The sequence below is a fragment of the Oxalobacteraceae bacterium OTU3CINTB1 genome (assembly GCA_024123955.1).
In the GTDB taxonomy this organism is placed as follows: Bacteria; Pseudomonadota; Gammaproteobacteria; order Burkholderiales; family Burkholderiaceae_D; genus Rugamonas.
Genome location: CP099652.1, coordinates 4,918,143 through 4,934,499, shown reverse-complemented (window position 1 = coordinate 4,934,499; position 16,357 = coordinate 4,918,143). Strand labels below are relative to the sequence as shown.

The following is a 16,357-nucleotide window of genomic DNA, read 5'->3' as shown; positions in this document are numbered from 1 at the left end:
CCCGCCCGGGCCCGTCCCGCGCGGGATTTTTTTTATTGCGGCGTTGGAATCAAGGCGACTGTCGGTTGTCGGACGGCAGGTTAGTGACGTCCGATGCGCAAGTCGAACTTCCACGTCACCAGGCGCAAGGTGGTGATGAAGGTGGCGCTGACCCACAGCGCGTAGTCGTCGCTGACGCCGGTGTACTGCAGGCCGATATACATCCAGCAGCCGAAGAAGGCGCAGATCGCATAGGGTTTGCCGTCGCGGAACACCATCGGCACCTCGTTGCAGACGATGTCGCGCAGCACGCCGCCGAAGATGCCGGTGATCACGCCCATCATCGAGGCGATGAAGAGCGGCATGCCAGCGGCCTGCGCCTGCGACACGCCGGCCACGGCAAACAGGCCGAGGCCGATGGCATCGGCGATGACGATCAGGCGTTCGGAGAGAATCTGGCGCAGGGTGCGCATCAGCGGCACGGCGATCAGCGCCAGCACGAAGATGAGGATGGCGTATTCCTGGTGCATGACCCAGAACAGCGGCCGTCGGTCGAGCAGGATGTCGCGCAGGGTGCCGCCGCCGAAGGCGGTGATGAAGGCGACGGTGAAGACGCCGACCAGGTCCATGCGCTTGCGGCGCGCTTCGACGAAGCCGGAGAAGGCGCCGACCAGGATCGCCACGATTTCGATGATGATGATCAGGGAATCGTGGACGGGGACGGGCTTCATGTAGGCATGCGGACAAAGTGGGAATGTCCGTAGGTTAACATGCCGCAACAATTTGGTGTGGGCGAGATGAGCCCGGTCGGGTCTTTACAGACGCTCAGGCCGCAAGGCAGCGCGCAGCAGCACAATCAACGCGCCTTCGCCGCCTTCGGACGGACGCGCCTGGCAGAAGGCGACCACTTCCTCCTTCTGCACCAGCCAGCTATGCACCATCGACTTGAGCACCGGCTCCTGGCTCTTCGAACCGAAGCCGCGCCCATGGATCACGCACACGCAGCGATGGTTGCGCATCGCCGACTTGCGCAGGAAATCGCCGATGGCGTCGCGCGCGGCGTCGCGGCGCAAGCCGTGCAGGTCCAACTCGTCCTGCACCGGCCAGTGGCCCTTGCGCATCTTTTTGACGATGTCCGGCCCGACACCCGGCGCCGCGTAATTGAGCGCCGGGTCTTCTTCCAGATAATGATCGACTTCAAACAGGTCCGACAGCGACTCGCGCAGCACGGCCGCGTCGTCCTCCGCCTGCGTCAGCTTGCGCGCCGGCGCGGCGGCCGTGCCGGCCGATTTCGGCAGCGCCGGCACGTAGCGGTCCGACACGGGCATGCGCTTGACGCCGCCCACGCTGGATTGGAAGATATTCGCCTCCACCGCTTGTACTTTTTCCCGTTTGACGCGCTCGGCCTCGGCGGCCGCGCGCGTCTCCGCCTGTTCCTTGAGCTGTTTGGCCAGGGATTTCAGGTCGGCGAAGTCTTTCAGTCCCACAGTTACTCCTGCGCTTCCAGATAACGCTGCGCGTCCAGGGCCGCCATGCAACCGGTGCCGGCGCTGGTGATCGCCTGGCGGTAGATGTGGTCCTGCACGTCGCCGGCGGCGAACACGCCCGGCGCGCTGGTGGCGGTGAACATGCCCTCAAGGCCGGCCTTGGTCTTGATGTAGCCGTTGTGCATGTCCAGCTGGCCTTCGAAGATGCCGGTGTTCGGCTTGTGGCCGATCGCCACGAACAGGCCGTGCACGTTGATGTCGGTGACGGCGCCGGTGTCGGTCGACTGGATCTTCAGGCCGGTCACGCCGCTGTCGTTGCCGACCACTTCCTGCAAGGTGTGGTTGTACTTGATCTCGATCTTGCCTTCGGCGACCTTGGCGTTCAGGCGGTCGATCAGGATCGGCTCGGCGCGGAACTTGTTGCGGCGATGGATCAGGGTGACCTTGGTGGCGATGTTCGACAGGTACAGCGCTTCCTCGACGGCGGTGTTGCCGCCGCCGATGACGGCCACTTCCTGGTTGCGATAGAAGAAACCGTCGCAGGTGGCGCAGGCCGACACGCCTTTACCCATGAAAGCCTGTTCCGACGGCAGGCCCAGATATTGGGCCGAGGCGCCGGTTGCGATGATCAGGGTGTCGCAGGTGAATTCGTTGCTGTCGCCTTTGAGGCGGATCGGACGCGCGGCCAGGTCCACGGTGTGGATGTGGTCGAACACGATCTCGGTGTTGAATTTTTCCGCGTGTTGCAGCAGGCGCTGCATAAGGTCCGGACCTTGCACGCCCATCGGGTCGCCTGGCCAGTTTTCCACGTCCGTGGTGGTCATCAGCTGGCCGCCTTGCTCCATGCCGGTGACCAGCATCGGGTTCAGGTTGGCGCGGGCGGCGTAGACGGCGGCACTGTAGCCGGCGGGGCCGGAGCCAAGGATCAGTACGCGGGCGTGTTTAGGAGTGGTCATGGAGGGCTTCTTAATATGTTGGATTAATCCGAATTTGGGGGCGTTTAGAGTGGAGGCAAGGGCGGCAGCCGTTGCATTCACGCAGGCAATACAAGATTATAGTGCAAGCAGGCGCGGAGGATGAATCGTCGGGCCGGTTGATGCTGCTTTGCCGTAAAATACCCATATATGAATATTTCCCCCTCGCTAACGTTGCAACACCTTAATACCTATGAGCAGTAAAAAAGTTCAGGAGCGAGTGCCAAAAGCTGCAACTTCCTCCTCGCCGGGCTATACACGCACCCCGACCATGCGCCAACCGCTGCCGAACCGGCTGGTGCGGCTGCTGTCGGAGGCGCGCTGGCTCGCGCTGGCGGTGCTGGGCCTGTATTTCGTCCTGATACTGGCCAGCTACAACAAAATGGACCCGGGCTGGTCGCACGAAACGCTGGTTCCCAAAGTGACCAACCTGGGTGGCCGCGCCGGCGCCTGGCTGTCCGACCTGTTGCTGTACATCTTCGGCATTTCCGCCTGGTGGTGGGCGTTTTGCCTGCTGCGCCTGGTCTGGAACGGCTACCGCCAGCTGACCCAAAAATACGTGATGTCCAAGGAAGCCGACCCCGAGCACGCGCAGGAGGGGCTGATACGCGGCATCGGCTTCCTGCTCCTGTTCGCCGGCAGCGTCGGACTCGAATATCTGCGCATGTACTCGCTGCACGCGGAGTTGCCGCGCGCGCCGGGCGGCGTGCTGGGCGAGCTGATCGGGCACTCCGCCCATGTGGCGTTCGGCTTCACCGGCGCCACCTTGCTGCTGCTGCTGCTGTTCGGCCTGGGTTTCAGCCTGTTCTTCCATGTATCGTGGCTGGCCGTGGCCGAGCGCATCGGTTACACGATCGAGACCGGTATCGAATGGTTCATCCAGCGCTACCAGTACCGCGAAGACCGCCGCCAGGGCGAAGTGGCCGCCGTCAAGCGCGAGGAAGTGGTCGTCATCGAGCGCGCCAAGCATGTGGAAAAGCACGTGGTGTCGGCGCCGGTCAAGATCGAGCCGCAGGTGGTCGCGGTGGTCAAGTCCGAGCGCGTCGAGAAGGAACGCCAGGCCGTGCTGTTCCAGGATTTGAGCGGCGACAGCCAGCTGCCGGCCCTGTCGCTGCTGGACGAGGCCGCCGAGGTGCTGGAAACCGTACCCATCGAAACCTTGGAATTCACCAGCCGCCTGATCGAGAAAAAGCTGTCGGACTTCGGCGTCGAAGCCAAGGTCGTGGCGGCCTATCCGGGTCCGGTGGTCACGCGGTACGAGATCGAGCCGGCCACCGGCGTCAAGGGCAGCCAGATCGTCGGCCTGGCGCGCGATTTGGCGCGTTCGCTGTCGCTGACGTCGATTCGCGTGGTCGAAACCATCCCCGGCAAGAATTACATGGCGCTGGAGTTGCCGAACGCCAAGCGCCAGATCGTGCGCCTGAGCGAGATCGTCGGTTCCAAGGTCTACAACGACAATCCGTCGCCGCTGACCGTAGCGCTGGGCAAGGACATCGCCGGCAAGCCGGTGGTGGCAGACCTGGCCAAGATGCCGCACTTGCTGGTGGCCGGTACCACCGGTTCCGGTAAATCGGTGGGTATCAACGCCACCATCCTGTCGCTGCTGTACAAGTCCGATCCGGCCGACGTGCGTATGATCCTGATCGATCCGAAGATGCTGGAGATGTCGGTCTACGAAGGCATTCCGCACCTGCTGGCGCCGGTCGTGACCGACATGCGCCAGGCCGGCCACGCGCTGAACTGGGCGGTGAACGAGATGGAGCGGCGCTACAAGCTGATGTCCAAGCTGGGCGTGCGTAACCTGGCCGGCTACAACGCCAAAATCGCCGAGGCCAAAAAGCGCGAGGAGCTGATCCCGAATCCGTTCAGCATCACGCCCGACTCGCCCGAGCCGCTGGAAAAACTGCCGACCATCGTCATCATCATCGACGAGCTGGCCGACCTGATGATGGTCGTCGGCAAAAAGGTCGAGGAATTGATTGCCCGTATCGCGCAAAAAGCCCGTGCGGCCGGTTTGCACTTGATTCTGGCGACGCAGCGTCCATCTGTGGATGTGATTACCGGCCTGATCAAGGCGAACATCCCGACCCGTATCGCGTTCCAGGTGTCGTCGAAGATCGACTCGCGCACCATTCTGGACCAGATGGGCGCGGAGGCGCTGCTGGGCATGGGCGACATGTTGTACATGCCCCCGGGGACGGGATTGCCGGTGCGTGTCCACGGCGCGTTTGTGTCCGATGACGAGGTGCACCGCGTGGTCAAACACTTGAAGACCACGGGCGAGCCGAACTATATCGACGGCATCCTCGAAGGCGGCACGCTGGAAGGCGAGGGCGGCGCGGACGGCGCGGCAGCCGGCGAGGGCGGCGGCGAAGCCGATCCGATGTACGACCAGGCCGTGCAGGTGGTGCTGAAAAACCGCCGCGCCTCGATTTCGCTGGTGCAGCGCCATTTGCGCATCGGCTATAACCGGGCGGCGCGTTTGCTGGAACAGATGGAAAATAGCGGCGTCGTGTCGCCGATGCAGTCGAACGGCAACCGCGAGATCCTGGCGCCCGCCGCCAGTGCTGAATAACCAAGGAATAGATAACGTATGAAGTATTTGAAAAACGTAGCGGTACTGACGGCGGGTTTGCTGTTGGCGGGCGCGGCCGGCGCCACGGCGCTGGACCAGTTCAAGACCTTTGTCGGTTCGACCAAGGCGGCCAAGGGCGAGTTCACCCAGCGCCAGGTCAAGAACACCAGCGGCGAGGCCGCCAAGCCGACGCCGCCGTCGAGCGGCACCTTCCTGTTCGCCCGTCCTGGCAAGTTCATCTGGACGTATGTGAAACCCTACGACCAGGTGCTGCAGGCCGACGGCGAAAAGCTGTACGTCTTCGACAAGGATTTGAACCAGGTCACCGTCAAACAGCTGGGCAACGCGCTGGGCTCGTCGCCGGCCGCGATCCTGTTCGGCAGCAACGATCTGGAAAAGAACTTCACCTTGTCGGAAGCGGGCACGAAGGATGGCATGGAATGGCTCAAGGCCGTGCCGAAAGCCAAGGACACCAGCTTCGAGCAAATCACCATCGGCCTGCGCGACGGCTTGCCGCAAGCGATGGAACTGAAGGATTCGTTCGGTCAGACCTCGCTGCTGACGTTCAGCAAATTCGAGAAAAATCCCGCGCTGACTGCGACGAGTTTTAAATTCGTCATGCCGAAGGGCGCGGACGTGTTCAATAATTAAAGATTAAAGTATCGGATATAACGCCGCAGCTGCGACGCTGCGGCGTTTTTCCATTCTGAGACACTATGGCTGACCTATTTGCAACAGAACCGCGCCAGCCGCTTGCCGAAGCCCTGCGGCCCAAGACGCTCGACGATGTCATCGGCCAGCACCACCTGCTGGGGCCGGGCAAGCCGCTGCGCCTGGCGTTCGAGTCGGGCCAGCCGCATTCGATGATACTGTGGGGCCCGCCCGGTGTCGGCAAGACCACCCTGGCGCGGTTGACCGCCAACGCCTTCGAGTGCGAGTTCATCGCCTTGTCGGCCGTGTTCTCCGGCGTGAAGGACATCCGGGCCGCGATGGAGCAGGCGCAGCAGAATCTGACGATGGGCAAGCACACCATCCTGTTCGTCGACGAGATCCACCGTTTCAACAAGTCGCAGCAGGACGCGCTGTTGCCGTACGCGGAGTCCGGCCTGGTCACGTTGATCGGCGCGACGACCGAGAATCCCTCGTTCGAGGTCAACTCGGCGCTGCTGTCGCGGGCGCAGGTGTACGTGCTGCAATCGTTCAACGAGGACGAGCTCAAGCAGCTGGTGGCCAAGGCGCGCGCCAAGGTGCTGGCGCATCTGGAGTTCGACGACGCGGCGATCGATACCTTGATCGGCTATGCCGATGGCGACGGCCGCCGCCTGCTCAACCTGCTCGAGCAGACCAGCACGGCGGCCAACGCCGCCAAGACCAACAAGGTCACCAGCGAATTCATCCAGAACGCGCTGACCCTGAACGCGCGCCGCTTCGACAAGGGCGGCGACAATTTCTACGACCAGATCTCGGCGCTGCACAAGTCGGTGCGCGGCTCCAATCCGGACGCGGCGCTGTACTGGCTGTGCCGCATGCTCGACGGCGGCGCCGACGCCAAATACCTGTCGCGCCGCATCGTGCGCATGGCGTGGGAGGACATCGGCCTGGCCGATCCGCGCGCCATGCAGCTGGCCAACGACGCCGCCGCCACGTTCGAGCGGCTCGGTTCGCCGGAAGGGGAGCTAGCGCTGGGCCAGGCGGTGATATACCTGGCCATCGCCGCCAAGAGCAACGCCGGCTACAACGCCTTCAACCAGGCCATGGCGTTCGTGAAAAAGGACAAGTCGCGCGAAGTGCCGGTGCACCTGCGCAACGCGCCGACCAAGCTGATGAAGGAACTGGGCTACGGTCACGAGTACCGCTACGCCCATGACGAACCGCACGCCTACGCGGCCGGCGAAACCTACTTCCCGGACGATATGCGCGAGCCGGGCTGGTATCAGCCGGTGCCGCGCGGCATGGAGAGCAAGATCGCAGACAAGATGGCCTTCCTGCGCAAGCTCGATGAAGACGCCGGTAAACACTAAAGGAACAGCATGCAGCAAGTGATCGTTGTCGACGACATCGACGTGTACATCGAAGGCGGGGTGGAGGGTTCCGAGACGATCGTCATGATCCACGGCTGGCCGGACACGTACCGGCTGTGGGACGCGCAGGTCGAGGAGCTCAAGAGTCGCTATCGCTGCGTGCGCTTCACCTTGCCCGGCTTCGATCTGGGCAAGCCGCGCCGCGCGTATTCGCTCGACGCGACGATGCGCATCCTGTTGCACATCGTCGCCGCCGTCAACCAGAAGCAAAAGGTGACCTTGATGCTGCACGACTGGGGCTGCGTGTTCGGCTACGAGTTTTATATGCGCAACAAGGGGCTGGTGTCGGCCATCATCGGCGTCGATATCGGCGACGCCAATTCGGACGCGACCGACCGTTCGCGCAGTTTCGGGCAGAAGCTGATGGTCAGCGGCTACCAGAACATCCTGTCGCTGGCATGGGCCGTCGGCGGGCCGATCGGCAACATGATCACGCGCGGGATGGTCAACGCGATGAAGGTGCCGGCGCCGAAACAGTACATCAGCTCGGCGATGAATTTCCCATATTACATCCTGACGGCGGGCGCGGCGGGATCGTACCGGTCGCTGGTGCCGTTCTTCCCCAAGGTGCCGATGCTGTTTATCTATGGCATGCGCAAGCCGTTCATGTTCCATTCGAGGCAGTGGTGCGAGAAGCTGGCGGCGAAAGAGGGATGTAAGGTGGTGGCGATGAACACCGATCACTGGCCGATGGTGCGCGACCCGGAACGGTTCAACGAAGTGGTGCTGGAATGGCTGGAAAAGCCGGCCGCAAAAGAAGAAGCCGCCGGCGAAGACGCGGCGGCTTGAGCTAAGTTGCGATCAGATTAACGCAGTTTGATCGGCTTGTAGTACGGTGCGAACGGTGGCGCTGGCAGCTGCACGCCGGCGTACGCGTCGCGGAAGCACGCCGCTTTGCGGTTCTCGACGTCGGTGGTGCTCTTCGTGACTTTGCCGGACGCATCCAGGGTCAGCACGATCACAACCGGATACTTGGACAGGTCATGGCAATTGCCTTTCTCGTCCAGCTTTTTCGCGTTGTTGTAGTTCAGCGAAACCTCTTCGTACTTGGTCGCCTTGTCGTTCGGGAACTGCTTGTTGAACTTGTCCATTTCGGCGGCGAAGTTCGGGTTGGCCGGTGGCGGCGCTTCGTCGGCTGGCGGACCGCCACCGAGCGTCGAGCAACCTGCGGCCAGAACCATCAATGCGCTCATCGCGCCCATCTTCAGATATTGGTTTTTCAAATTATTCTCCTCGGGGCTGTATTGTTGACGCATTGTACATATTATCGAGGAGTGCATGGCGCACGATTAGTTGCGTAGGTGAAATCCTACAGATGCAGACCGGAAAGGACTGTGGCAAATTTGTTTTGCAAGCCCCGCCAGCCCACCGGCGCCGCCGTTTCCGCCGGCAGGCGGATGCGCACCACACCCGTGCCGGCCGCCTCGATCAGTATCAGGCCGTCGTTCGGCACTTCGAACGTCAGCCCCCGGCGCAGCATGAAATCGGTGTGCTCGCCATAGGCGGTGATCCAGGCCGTGCCGTCCAGGCATTCGATCTGCTGGCCGGCCGCGTTGGCGATGCGCAGCGGGTGGTCCTGGGTCAAACGGTATTCTGCCAGGCCTTGTTGGACTGTGACCAGTTGCGGTTTCATGGTGGCTCCTGCGTGGTGAACTATGCAAGCAGAATACGCAGCGGCGGCCGACCATAACAGATGCAGCGAATCGAAATTGTTACCATCACAGAAGCGGTTTCGTTAAACTGTTATGGTCAAAATGATTGCCCGCTGTACCTGTCGGCGCAGGCCTGGGCTGGGCCACAATATCGACATGCACATCAATTTGTACGAGCAGCTTGCCAACGAACTGGGCGGATTGATCGCCAGCCGCGTTTTCGCGCCCGGCGACCGCTTGCCGTCGATCCGCCATCTGGCGCAGCAGAAGCGCCTGTCGGTCAGCACCGTCATGCAGGCGCTGCGGCTGATGGAGGATCGCGGCTTGATCGAATCCCGGCCGCAGGCGGGCTACTACGTGCGTCACCGCAGCCGCACGATGGCGGTGATGACCGACGCCGTGCACCTGCAGGAGCCGCCTATGTCGGCATCAATAATCTATTGATGCGGGTGCTGAAGGCCAACGAGGAGCCCGACATCGTGCAACTGGGCTCGGCCTGGCCGCTCGACGAGCTGCTGCCCATGAAGCGCATGCAAAAGATCGTGGCGGCGATGGCGCGGCGCGATTCGGCGCTGCTGAGCTCTGTCAGCTGCTACGAGACCAACCATCCCGAATTCACCCGCCAGATCCTGCGGCGCGCGCTCGACTGGGGCCGCCTGGACCCGGCCGAGATCGTCGTCACCACCTCGTGCACGGAAGCGATCAGCCTGTGCCTGCGCGCCGTCGCCAAGCCTGGCGACACCGTCGCGATTGAATCGGCCAGCTATTTCGTGCTGCTGCAGCTGATCGAATCGCTGGGCATGAAGGCTCTGGAGATTCCCACCCATCCGAAGACCGGGCCGTCGATCGACGCGCTCGAGCTGGCGATGAATGCCGGCCTGGTGCAGGCCGTGCTGTTCGTCCCGAACGCTAACAATCCGCTCGGCTGCATCATGCCGGAGGCGAACAAGAAGCGGCTGGCCGGTTTGCTGTCGGGGCACGACGTGCCGCTGATCGAGGACGATGTCTACGGCGAGCTGTGCTTCACGCCCGAGCGGCCGTGGCCGGTCAAGGCGTACGACACCAGCGGCCATGTCATGCTGTGCTCGTCGTTTTCGAAGGCGGTCAGTCCCGGCGCGCGCGTCGGCTACGTGCTTGCCGGGCGCTATGCGCAGGATGTGGCGGTGCTCAAGATGGTGTCGAGCGGCGCCACCAGCCACTTCTTCCAGGCGGTGCTGGCCGAGTTCCTGGCCGGCAGCGCTTACGAGAACCAGCTGCGCAAGATGCGCAGGGCGCTGTCGCAGCGCATCGCCCGCATGTCGGACGCGGTGTGCGCGGCGTTTCCGCAGCAGTGCACGGTGTCGGAGCCGCAGGGCGGCTTCGTGGTGTGGGTCGGCATGCCGGAGCAGGTCGACGCGCTGCTGCTGCACCAGCGCGCGCATGAGGCGGGTGTGGCATGCATGCCGGGGCAGCTGTTCTCCGCTTCTGGTAAATACGGCAACTTTGTCCGGCTCAACTGCGGCAACGCCTGGAGTCCGCAGGTGGAGGCCGCAGTGGGCAAGCTCGGCGCGCTGGTGCACAGGCTAGCGGATGAGGCGCCAGCGCTGCGCACCGCCGCCTGATACGTGTCGTCGGCACGTCGCCCCAACTCCCGTTCTTGCCGTTATTTTGCACTTCATCCGCCGTTTCCGGCGCTTCGTCGCATCCCGGTGGTTTTGCATAGGCCCTTTAGGTACAGTACAACCATACCAAAGCGGCAGACATAAGTCGGTCGAAACCACCACCCAGGGAGCTATCATGAACATCGCTAAAAACATGGAAATCATCTTCGTCGCCGCCGCCGTCATCGCCGGCGCCACCAGCTTCGCCACCGCCGCCGACGCGCCGGCGATCATGGTCGCCGCCGACCGGGCCGTGGCCCATGTCGCCACCGTCAACGTCGACATGCCGGTCGTCACCGTGACCGCCAAGCGTCTGAGCGCCGCCGAAAAGGCCGCCCTGTAATCTGGCGGGCGGTTGTGCCAGCCGGCGGGCTGCTCAAAACTCGCAAGGAAGTGGCATCCTCTTGGTACAATTGACGTTTCCGATACAAACGGCATTTGTCCCCATGATTGATATCCAACTTCTCCGCAAAGATATAGCCAACGTCGCCGCGCGCCTGGCGACCCGCAAGTACCAGCTCGATGTGGATGCGTTCAACGCCCTCGAAGCTGAACGGAAAGCGATCCAGACGCGCACCGAAGAGCTGCAGGGCAAGCGTAACTCGCAGTCCAAGCTGATCGGCATGATGAAGGGCAAGGGCGAAGACACGACGGCGATCATGGCCGAAGTGGCCGGCCTGGGCGACGAGCTCAAGGCCAACGAAACCGCGCTGTCGGCGGTGCAGGCCAAGCTGGCCGATTTCATGCAGGCGATCCCGAACCTGCCGCACGAATCGGTCCCGCAAGGCACGGATGAATCGGGCAACGTGGAAGTGCGCAAGGTCGGCACGCCGCGCAGCTTCGACTTCGAAGTGAAAGACCACGTCGATGTCGGCGCGCCGCTGGGCCTGGACTTCGAGGTCGCGACCAAATTGACCGGCACGCGCTTCTCGGTCATGAAGGGCGGCATCGCCCGTCTGCACCGCGCGCTGGCGCAGTTCATGCTGAACACCCACACCGACGAGCACGGCTACACGGAGTGCTACACGCCCTACATGGTCAACGCCGACTCGCTGCGCGGCACCGGCCAGCTGCCGAAGTTCGAGGCCGACCTGTTCTCGGTCAAAAAAGGTGGTGCCGAAGGCGAGGGCGAGACCTTCTACCTGATCCCGACGTCGGAAGTATCGCTGACCAACATCGTGCGCGACGAGATCGTTGCCGCCGACACCTTGCCGCTGAAGATGACCGCGCACACGCCATGCTTCCGCTCGGAAGCGGGCAGCTACGGCCGCGACACGCGCGGCATGATCCGCCAGCACCAGTTCGACAAGGTCGAAATGGTGCAGGTGGTGCATCCGGACACCTCGTACGCGGTGCTGGACGAGATGGTCGGCCATGCCGAAACGATTCTGCAGCGCCTGGGCCTGCCGTACCGCGTGATGTCGCTGTGCACCGGCGACATGGGCTTTGGCGCCACCAAGACCTTCGATCTGGAAGTCTGGCTGCCGGCGCAGAACACCTATCGCGAAATTTCGTCGCTGTCGAACTGCGAAGCCTTCCAGGCGCGCCGCATGCAGGCGCGGTTCCGCAATGCCCAAGGCAAGCCGGAGCTGCTGCACACGCTCAACGGTTCGGGCCTGGCGGTGGGGCGCACCCTGGTCGCCGTGCTGGAGAACTACCAGCAGGCCGACGGCAGCGTCGAGATCCCTGAAGTGCTGCGTCCGTACATGGGCGGCGTGACGCATCTGAAGGCGTAAAATAGTCCTTCCCTTTTTGCTGCGGGCTGCTATAATCTTGCCTTCTCGCAGCAGTGACGCGGGAAAAGGAGAGGTGGCAGAGTGGTCGAATGTACTTGACTCGAAATCAAGCGTACGTTAAATCGTACCGTGGGTTCGAATCCCACCCTCTCCGCCAGTATTGAGAAAAACCCGCTTCGGCGGGTTTTTTGTTTTCAGCGATCATTTTTTTTCGTCGCGAAATTGCTATGTGCATAAACGTATTTGGGGCTTCCGTCTTCTATTGTCGCCTGTTATAATCTTGCCTTCGCCGAACAGGCGGTGCAGGACCATTAGGAGAGGTGGCAGAGTGGTCGAATGTACTTGACTCGAAATCAAGCGTACGTTAAATCGTACCGTGGGTTCGAATCCCACCCTCTCCGCCAGTAATATTAAAAACCCGCTTCGGCGGGTTTTTTCATTTCCGCGCCCATGTGTATGCGGCACGGTTCGCTTGCGCAAAAAACATGTTTTTTCCAGGATCGCGTAGCATGAGCGCGGAGAAATGGAGGAAACATGGAACGTGCAAACATCCAGTCATGGACTTTGGAAAACTCAAGAATCCTTGCTTGCGCATTGCTGGTCGGCGCCGCCTGGCCCGCCATGGCGCAGCGCGCGCCTGAGCAAGCACCGTCGCCAGCGACCAAGCCGGACGTCGGCGTAGCAACGCCGCACGAGTTGTTCGGCCCCTTGTTCGAGGCGGTGCAGGCGGCGCGCATTTATCCCGACGCTAAAACCTTCGCCGACGCCGTCCCCAAGGAAGATCCGCAAACCATCCTCGCGCAGTATCAGCGCGAGCAGCCGAAGGACGCCGCCGCGCTGAAAGCCTTCGTCGAGCGTTATTTTTCGCTGCCGGCGCCGACCACGGTCACGCTGCGCCAGCATATCGCTTCGCTGTGGCCGGTGCTGACCCGTCCCCCGCTCGATCCGCCGAAGTGGTCGTCGGCCCTCGCGCTGCCGGCGAACTACGTCGTTCCCGGCGGCCGTTTCCGCGAAATCTATTACTGGGACTCCTACTTCACGATGCTGGGCCTGAAGGCCGACCATCGCAGCGACCTGGTCGATTCGATGATCGTCGATTTTAAAAGCCTGATCGAACGCTACGGCTTCATCCCGAACGGCACCCGCAGCTATTATCTGAGCCGCTCCCAGCCGCCGTTCTTTGCCGCGATGACGCAGCTCAAGCCGCTTGGCGACCGCGCCGACGACGCCAGGGTGCTGGCGGCGCTGAAGACCGAACACGCGTTCTGGATGCGCGGAAGAGGGTGCTTGCCGAAGGCCGGCACCGGCGCCTGCGAGCGCGTGGTGCGCCTGGCCGACGGCACGCTCCTGAATCGCTACTGGGATGCCAAGGACTCGCCGCGCGACGAGGCGCTGGGCGAGGACGTCGCCACCGCGCGCGAAGGCAAGCGTCCCGCGCCCGAGGTGTACCGCGACCTGCGCGCGGCGGCCGAGAGCGGCTGGGACTTCTCGTCGCGCTGGCTGGACGATCCCGCGCGGCTGACCACGATCCGCACCACCGCCATCGCGCCGGTCGATCTCAACAGCCTGATGTACCAGCTGGAATGGGAGATCGAGCGGCGCTGCAAAGCCGCCGGCGACAACGCCTGCACGGCGCAGTTCGGCCGCGCGAAGGAAGTGCGGGCCACGGCCGTGCAGAAGCATCTATGGGTCGCCGCCGAGCGGCGCTATGCCGACTTCGACATCGTCAAGAACGCGCCGACGCCGGTGCGCAGCGCCGCCACGCTCTATCCGCTGTGGGTGGGGATGGCGACGCAGGCGCAGGCCGACGCGGTCGCCGCCACCACCAAAGCGGAGTTGCTGGCCGAAGGCGGGTTGCGCACGACCTTGGTTCGCAACGGCCAGCAATGGGATTCGCCCAACGGCTGGGCGCCGCTGCAATGGGTCGCGGTCGACGGCCTGGCCCGCTACGGTCACAAGGAGCTGGCGCACGAGATCGCCCGCCGCTGGGTCGGCACGGTCGCCCGGACCTGGGGCGAGACCGGCAAGCTGCTGGAAAAATACGATGTGGAGGAGCGCAAGAGCGGCGGCGGTGGCGAATATCCCACCCAGGACGGCTTCGGCTGGACCAACGGCGTCACCAGCGCCTTGCTGGAGCGCTACCCCGATTTGAACTAATGAGAGGCCTTATTTACCGTCGCCGCAGCACTTCTTGTATTTCTTGCCGCTGCCGCAAGGGCAGGGATCGTTGCGGCCGACCTTGACGGTTTTGACCGGCTCCGGATGCCAGTGGGCGTTGATCTGGATGACCGACTGGATGACGGCGCGTTCCCAGCTGTCGCCTTCCCGCTGGAGCGGCGCGAACCACTCGGGATGCGCGGTCCGCAACGGCGCCCAGCCTTCCGCATCGAGCGCCATGCCGGCTTCGAAGCCGGCGGTCCACGCCTCCGCGCTCCAGGCGCCGCCGCACTCGTAGATGGGCTCGAAGCTGCCCGGGTCCTGCGTCATCCATTTGCGCATGTATTCGAGATGGCGCAGCACCAGGCCGGTCGCGTCCTCGGTGCCGGCCGCCGGCACGCCACCCCAGACCTTGTCCAGCCAGAGCGCTTGCGGCACCGGGCGCGGGCCGACCACCAGCGCGGTCAGCAAGCCTTCCAGCGCCGAGACGTCCATCGCCTGTTCGCCGATGTCGCGCAACATGTCGTCAAGCTGGTCGTATTCTTCGTCCGTGAGGGGTGTGTTAAGCATGGTCTGAGCCGGTAGTCTGGGGGGAGTCGACATTCTACCTGCAAGTGACGATCTCAATCAGGCAAGCAATTTTATTGAATTCGCAATATGATGCGTGCCAACATTAATTCATTCTAAAATCCAAGGAGTCGACATGAAACCAAGCATTTTCCTGGCTGCGGCCACCCTCTCGATCGCCGGCCTGGTCAACGCCGCCGCTCCGGCCCCCGCCGCTCCCGCTCCGGCCCCCACTGGCGCGCCCGACGCGGCGCGGGTGCAGGCCGCCCACGACCTGCTGGCGTCGATGCAGGCGGAAAAGCTGCTGCGCATGACCGCCGGCATGAGCAAATTCCCCAGCCCGGCCCAGCGCGAGCTGACCATGGCCAAGGTCGAAAAGCTGACGCCGCAGATGGTCTACACGCGCCTGTCGCAGCCGGTGGCGCGCTTGGTGAGCACCGAAACGGCGCTCGAGATGACCCGCTACTATCAGTCGAGCTATGGCCAGCGATTGCTCAAGGAAACCTACAACGGCGGCCCGCGCATGTACGCGGCCGACCCGACGCCGACGCCGGCCGAGAAGGCCGAACAGAAAAAGCCGGCCTTCGTGAAAGCCAACAAGGAATTCAAGGCGGCCGAGCCGGCCATCCGCCATGAGGTGTTTGTGCTGCTGACCGAAATCAATAAAGCCAAATAAGTTCGTTGCAAATTGAAAATTATTAAAAAATAAAGCATACTCAGTCCTTAACTTTTAAGGACTGTGCCGATGCTGAAGAAATTTGCCCTGGTGATGGCGTTGCTGCCTGCGTTGTCGCCATCGGCCGTCCAGGCGGCCGATTTGCCGACCTACCCGTTCATCCACGTCAGCGGCGAGGGCTTCGTCATGGCGGCGCCGGACATGGGCGAGATCGATTTCGATATCAGCGCCTTCGATGCCGATCCGGCGGCCGCCGTGAGCGTGATCCAGGCCCGCGTGGACGAAGTCCGCGCGCTGCTGGTCGAGCAATCGGGGCCGCCGGAAGGCGACAGCGCGGCCGTCCTCGAAGTGCAGGACATGCGCAAGGAAATGCGCAACCCCGCCAATCCCGACCCCGCCGCCACACCCGAATACGATATCCGCAGCTCGGTGCACATCGTGGTGCGCGACCTGACCAAATGGCGCCCGATCATGCAGGCGCTGCTGGAGATGAAGAACATCGACCACATGTCGACCACCTTCGGCAAGAGCGACCGCCTCAAGGTCGAGCAGGAGTTGACCGCCGCCGCCATCAAGGACGCGCTGCGCCGCGCCGAGGGCATGGCGGCCGGCTTCGGCAAGAAGGTGGGGGCGGTCACCGCCATCTCCTCCAGCCCGCTGCGCAACCTGACCAAGGCCGTCGGCCTGATGCCGAGCGACTACTACAACGCCGAGCGCCGCGCGCAAGCGAAGACGAGCGAGAAGGATTTCCTGTCGATCACCGTGCTGCGCTGGACGCAGAACGTCGACATGATCTTTCGTATCAAATGATGGGCCGATGGCGGCTTGGTCCT

At 63.1% G+C, this 16,357-nt stretch carries 17 protein-coding genes and 2 tRNA genes; 13 read left to right on the top strand and 6 right to left on the bottom strand.

Translation table 11 applies throughout. The features are described from left to right. Positions 1–80: 80 nt before the first annotated feature. The 3 genes from NHH73_21335 to trxB all read right to left on the bottom strand — a co-directional run bounded on the left by NHH73_21335 (position 81) and on the right by trxB (position 2,422). Positions 81–710: a trimeric intracellular cation channel family protein gene (locus NHH73_21335; protein ID USX25134.1), complete on the bottom strand. Its 630-nt coding sequence runs from the start codon at positions 708–710 to the stop codon at positions 81–83. Positions 711–794: 84 nt separating this feature from the next. Further along, positions 795–1,466, bottom strand: coding sequence for a Smr/MutS family protein (locus tag NHH73_21330; protein ID USX25133.1), 672 nt, complete (start codon positions 1,464–1,466; stop codon positions 795–797). Positions 1,467–1,468: 2 nt separating this feature from the next. Next, a complete protein-coding gene (gene trxB / locus NHH73_21325; GenBank protein USX25132.1) occupies positions 1,469–2,422 on the bottom strand; it encodes a thioredoxin-disulfide reductase in 954 nt (317 codons plus the stop codon). Between the two features lie 289 nt (positions 2,423–2,711). Between trxB and NHH73_21320 the strand changes: the two genes are divergently transcribed. The 4 genes from NHH73_21320 (at position 2,712) to NHH73_21305 (ending at position 7,885) form a co-directional block, all read left to right on the top strand. Beyond that, a complete protein-coding gene (locus NHH73_21320) occupies positions 2,712–5,015 on the top strand; it encodes a DNA translocase FtsK 4TM domain-containing protein (protein USX25131.1) in 2,304 nt (767 codons plus the stop codon). Between the two features lie 18 nt (positions 5,016–5,033). Next, positions 5,034–5,666, top strand: a complete 633-nt coding sequence (gene lolA / locus NHH73_21315) for an outer membrane lipoprotein chaperone LolA (protein ID USX25130.1) — start codon at positions 5,034–5,036, stop codon at positions 5,664–5,666. A 65-nt stretch (positions 5,667–5,731) separates the two neighbouring features. Next, entirely contained in the window at positions 5,732–7,036 is a 1,305-nt protein-coding gene (locus NHH73_21310) for a replication-associated recombination protein A (GenBank protein USX25129.1), read from the top strand. 9 nt (positions 7,037–7,045) lie between these two features. Next, entirely contained in the window at positions 7,046–7,885 is an 840-nt protein-coding gene (locus NHH73_21305) for an alpha/beta hydrolase (GenBank protein ID USX25128.1), read from the top strand. Positions 7,886–7,902: 17 nt separating this feature from the next. Here the strand turns inward: NHH73_21305 and NHH73_21300 are convergent, their stop codons facing one another. Next, positions 7,903–8,319, bottom strand: coding sequence for a hypothetical protein (locus tag NHH73_21300; protein USX25127.1), 417 nt, complete (start codon positions 8,317–8,319; stop codon positions 7,903–7,905). A gap of 86 nt (positions 8,320–8,405) precedes the next feature. Next, entirely contained in the window at positions 8,406–8,729 is a 324-nt protein-coding gene (locus NHH73_21295) for a DUF2917 domain-containing protein (GenBank protein USX25126.1), read from the bottom strand. A gap of 175 nt (positions 8,730–8,904) precedes the next feature. Here NHH73_21295 and NHH73_21290 point away from each other — a divergent pair, with 175 nt between their 5' ends. The 7 genes from NHH73_21290 to treA all read left to right on the top strand — a co-directional run bounded on the left by NHH73_21290 (position 8,905) and on the right by treA (position 14,281). Beyond that, positions 8,905–9,192: a winged helix-turn-helix domain-containing protein gene (locus NHH73_21290; protein ID USX25125.1), complete on the top strand. Its 288-nt coding sequence runs from the start codon at positions 8,905–8,907 to the stop codon at positions 9,190–9,192. After that, positions 9,192–10,349: a PLP-dependent aminotransferase family protein gene (locus NHH73_21285; protein ID USX25124.1), complete on the top strand. Its 1,158-nt coding sequence runs from the start codon at positions 9,192–9,194 to the stop codon at positions 10,347–10,349. The genes NHH73_21290 and NHH73_21285 overlap by 1 nt, the downstream gene beginning before the upstream one ends. Positions 10,350–10,524: 175 nt before the next feature. Further along, positions 10,525–10,731 (top strand): hypothetical protein, encoded by a 207-nt coding sequence (locus tag NHH73_21280; GenBank protein ID USX25123.1) that lies wholly within the window; start codon positions 10,525–10,527, stop codon positions 10,729–10,731. A gap of 103 nt (positions 10,732–10,834) precedes the next feature. Beyond that, positions 10,835–12,124 (top strand): serine--tRNA ligase, encoded by a 1,290-nt coding sequence (gene serS, locus NHH73_21275; GenBank protein USX25122.1) that lies wholly within the window; start codon positions 10,835–10,837, stop codon positions 12,122–12,124. Between the two features lie 67 nt (positions 12,125–12,191). Further along, positions 12,192–12,281, top strand: a tRNA-Ser gene (locus tag NHH73_21270). A 157-nt stretch (positions 12,282–12,438) separates the two neighbouring features. Continuing rightward, a tRNA-Ser gene (locus tag NHH73_21265) sits at positions 12,439–12,528 on the top strand. Positions 12,529–12,658: 130 nt separating this feature from the next. Continuing rightward, a complete protein-coding gene (gene treA, locus NHH73_21260) occupies positions 12,659–14,281 on the top strand; it encodes an alpha,alpha-trehalase TreA (GenBank protein USX25121.1) in 1,623 nt (540 codons plus the stop codon). A 9-nt stretch (positions 14,282–14,290) separates the two neighbouring features. Here treA and NHH73_21255 read toward each other — a convergent pair whose 3' ends face one another. Beyond that, positions 14,291–14,851: a UPF0149 family protein gene (locus NHH73_21255; GenBank protein USX25120.1), complete on the bottom strand. Its 561-nt coding sequence runs from the start codon at positions 14,849–14,851 to the stop codon at positions 14,291–14,293. A gap of 133 nt (positions 14,852–14,984) precedes the next feature. On the opposite strand from NHH73_21255, the gene NHH73_21250 reads away from it, so the two are divergent. Together NHH73_21250 and NHH73_21245 are read left to right on the top strand one after the other, a co-directional pair. Next, positions 14,985–15,524, top strand: a complete 540-nt coding sequence (locus NHH73_21250) for a hypothetical protein (protein ID USX25119.1) — start codon at positions 14,985–14,987, stop codon at positions 15,522–15,524. Positions 15,525–15,593: 69 nt separating this feature from the next. Then, positions 15,594–16,334 carry an SIMPL domain-containing protein gene (locus NHH73_21245; GenBank protein ID USX25118.1) on the top strand — a complete coding sequence of 247 codons (741 nt, stop codon included), beginning with the start codon at positions 15,594–15,596 and terminating at the stop codon, positions 16,332–16,334. The last annotated feature ends 23 nt before the right edge of the window (positions 16,335–16,357 follow it).

Coding starts and splice junctions, on each gene's coding strand:
- serS (USX25122.1), top strand. CDS start 10,835: ATGATTGATATCCAACTTCTCCGCAAAGATATAGCCAACGTCGCCGCG.
- NHH73_21305 (USX25128.1), top strand. CDS start 7,046: ATGCAGCAAGTGATCGTTGTCGACGACATCGACGTGTACATCGAAGGC.
- NHH73_21310 (USX25129.1), top strand. CDS start 5,732: ATGGCTGACCTATTTGCAACAGAACCGCGCCAGCCGCTTGCCGAAGCC.
- NHH73_21285 (USX25124.1), top strand. CDS start 9,192: ATGCGGGTGCTGAAGGCCAACGAGGAGCCCGACATCGTGCAACTGGGC.
- treA (USX25121.1), top strand. CDS start 12,659: ATGGAACGTGCAAACATCCAGTCATGGACTTTGGAAAACTCAAGAATC.
- lolA (USX25130.1), top strand. CDS start 5,034: ATGAAGTATTTGAAAAACGTAGCGGTACTGACGGCGGGTTTGCTGTTG.
- NHH73_21245 (USX25118.1), top strand. CDS start 15,594: ATGCTGAAGAAATTTGCCCTGGTGATGGCGTTGCTGCCTGCGTTGTCG.
- NHH73_21255 (USX25120.1), bottom strand. CDS start 14,851: ATGCTTAACACACCCCTCACGGACGAAGAATACGACCAGCTTGACGAC.
- NHH73_21290 (USX25125.1), top strand. CDS start 8,905: ATGCACATCAATTTGTACGAGCAGCTTGCCAACGAACTGGGCGGATTG.
- NHH73_21250 (USX25119.1), top strand. CDS start 14,985: ATGAAACCAAGCATTTTCCTGGCTGCGGCCACCCTCTCGATCGCCGGC.
- NHH73_21320 (USX25131.1), top strand. CDS start 2,712: ATGCGCCAACCGCTGCCGAACCGGCTGGTGCGGCTGCTGTCGGAGGCG.
- NHH73_21280 (USX25123.1), top strand. CDS start 10,525: ATGAACATCGCTAAAAACATGGAAATCATCTTCGTCGCCGCCGCCGTC.
- trxB (USX25132.1), bottom strand. CDS start 2,422: ATGACCACTCCTAAACACGCCCGCGTACTGATCCTTGGCTCCGGCCCC.
- NHH73_21295 (USX25126.1), bottom strand. CDS start 8,729: ATGAAACCGCAACTGGTCACAGTCCAACAAGGCCTGGCAGAATACCGT.
- NHH73_21335 (USX25134.1), bottom strand. CDS start 710: ATGAAGCCCGTCCCCGTCCACGATTCCCTGATCATCATCATCGAAATC.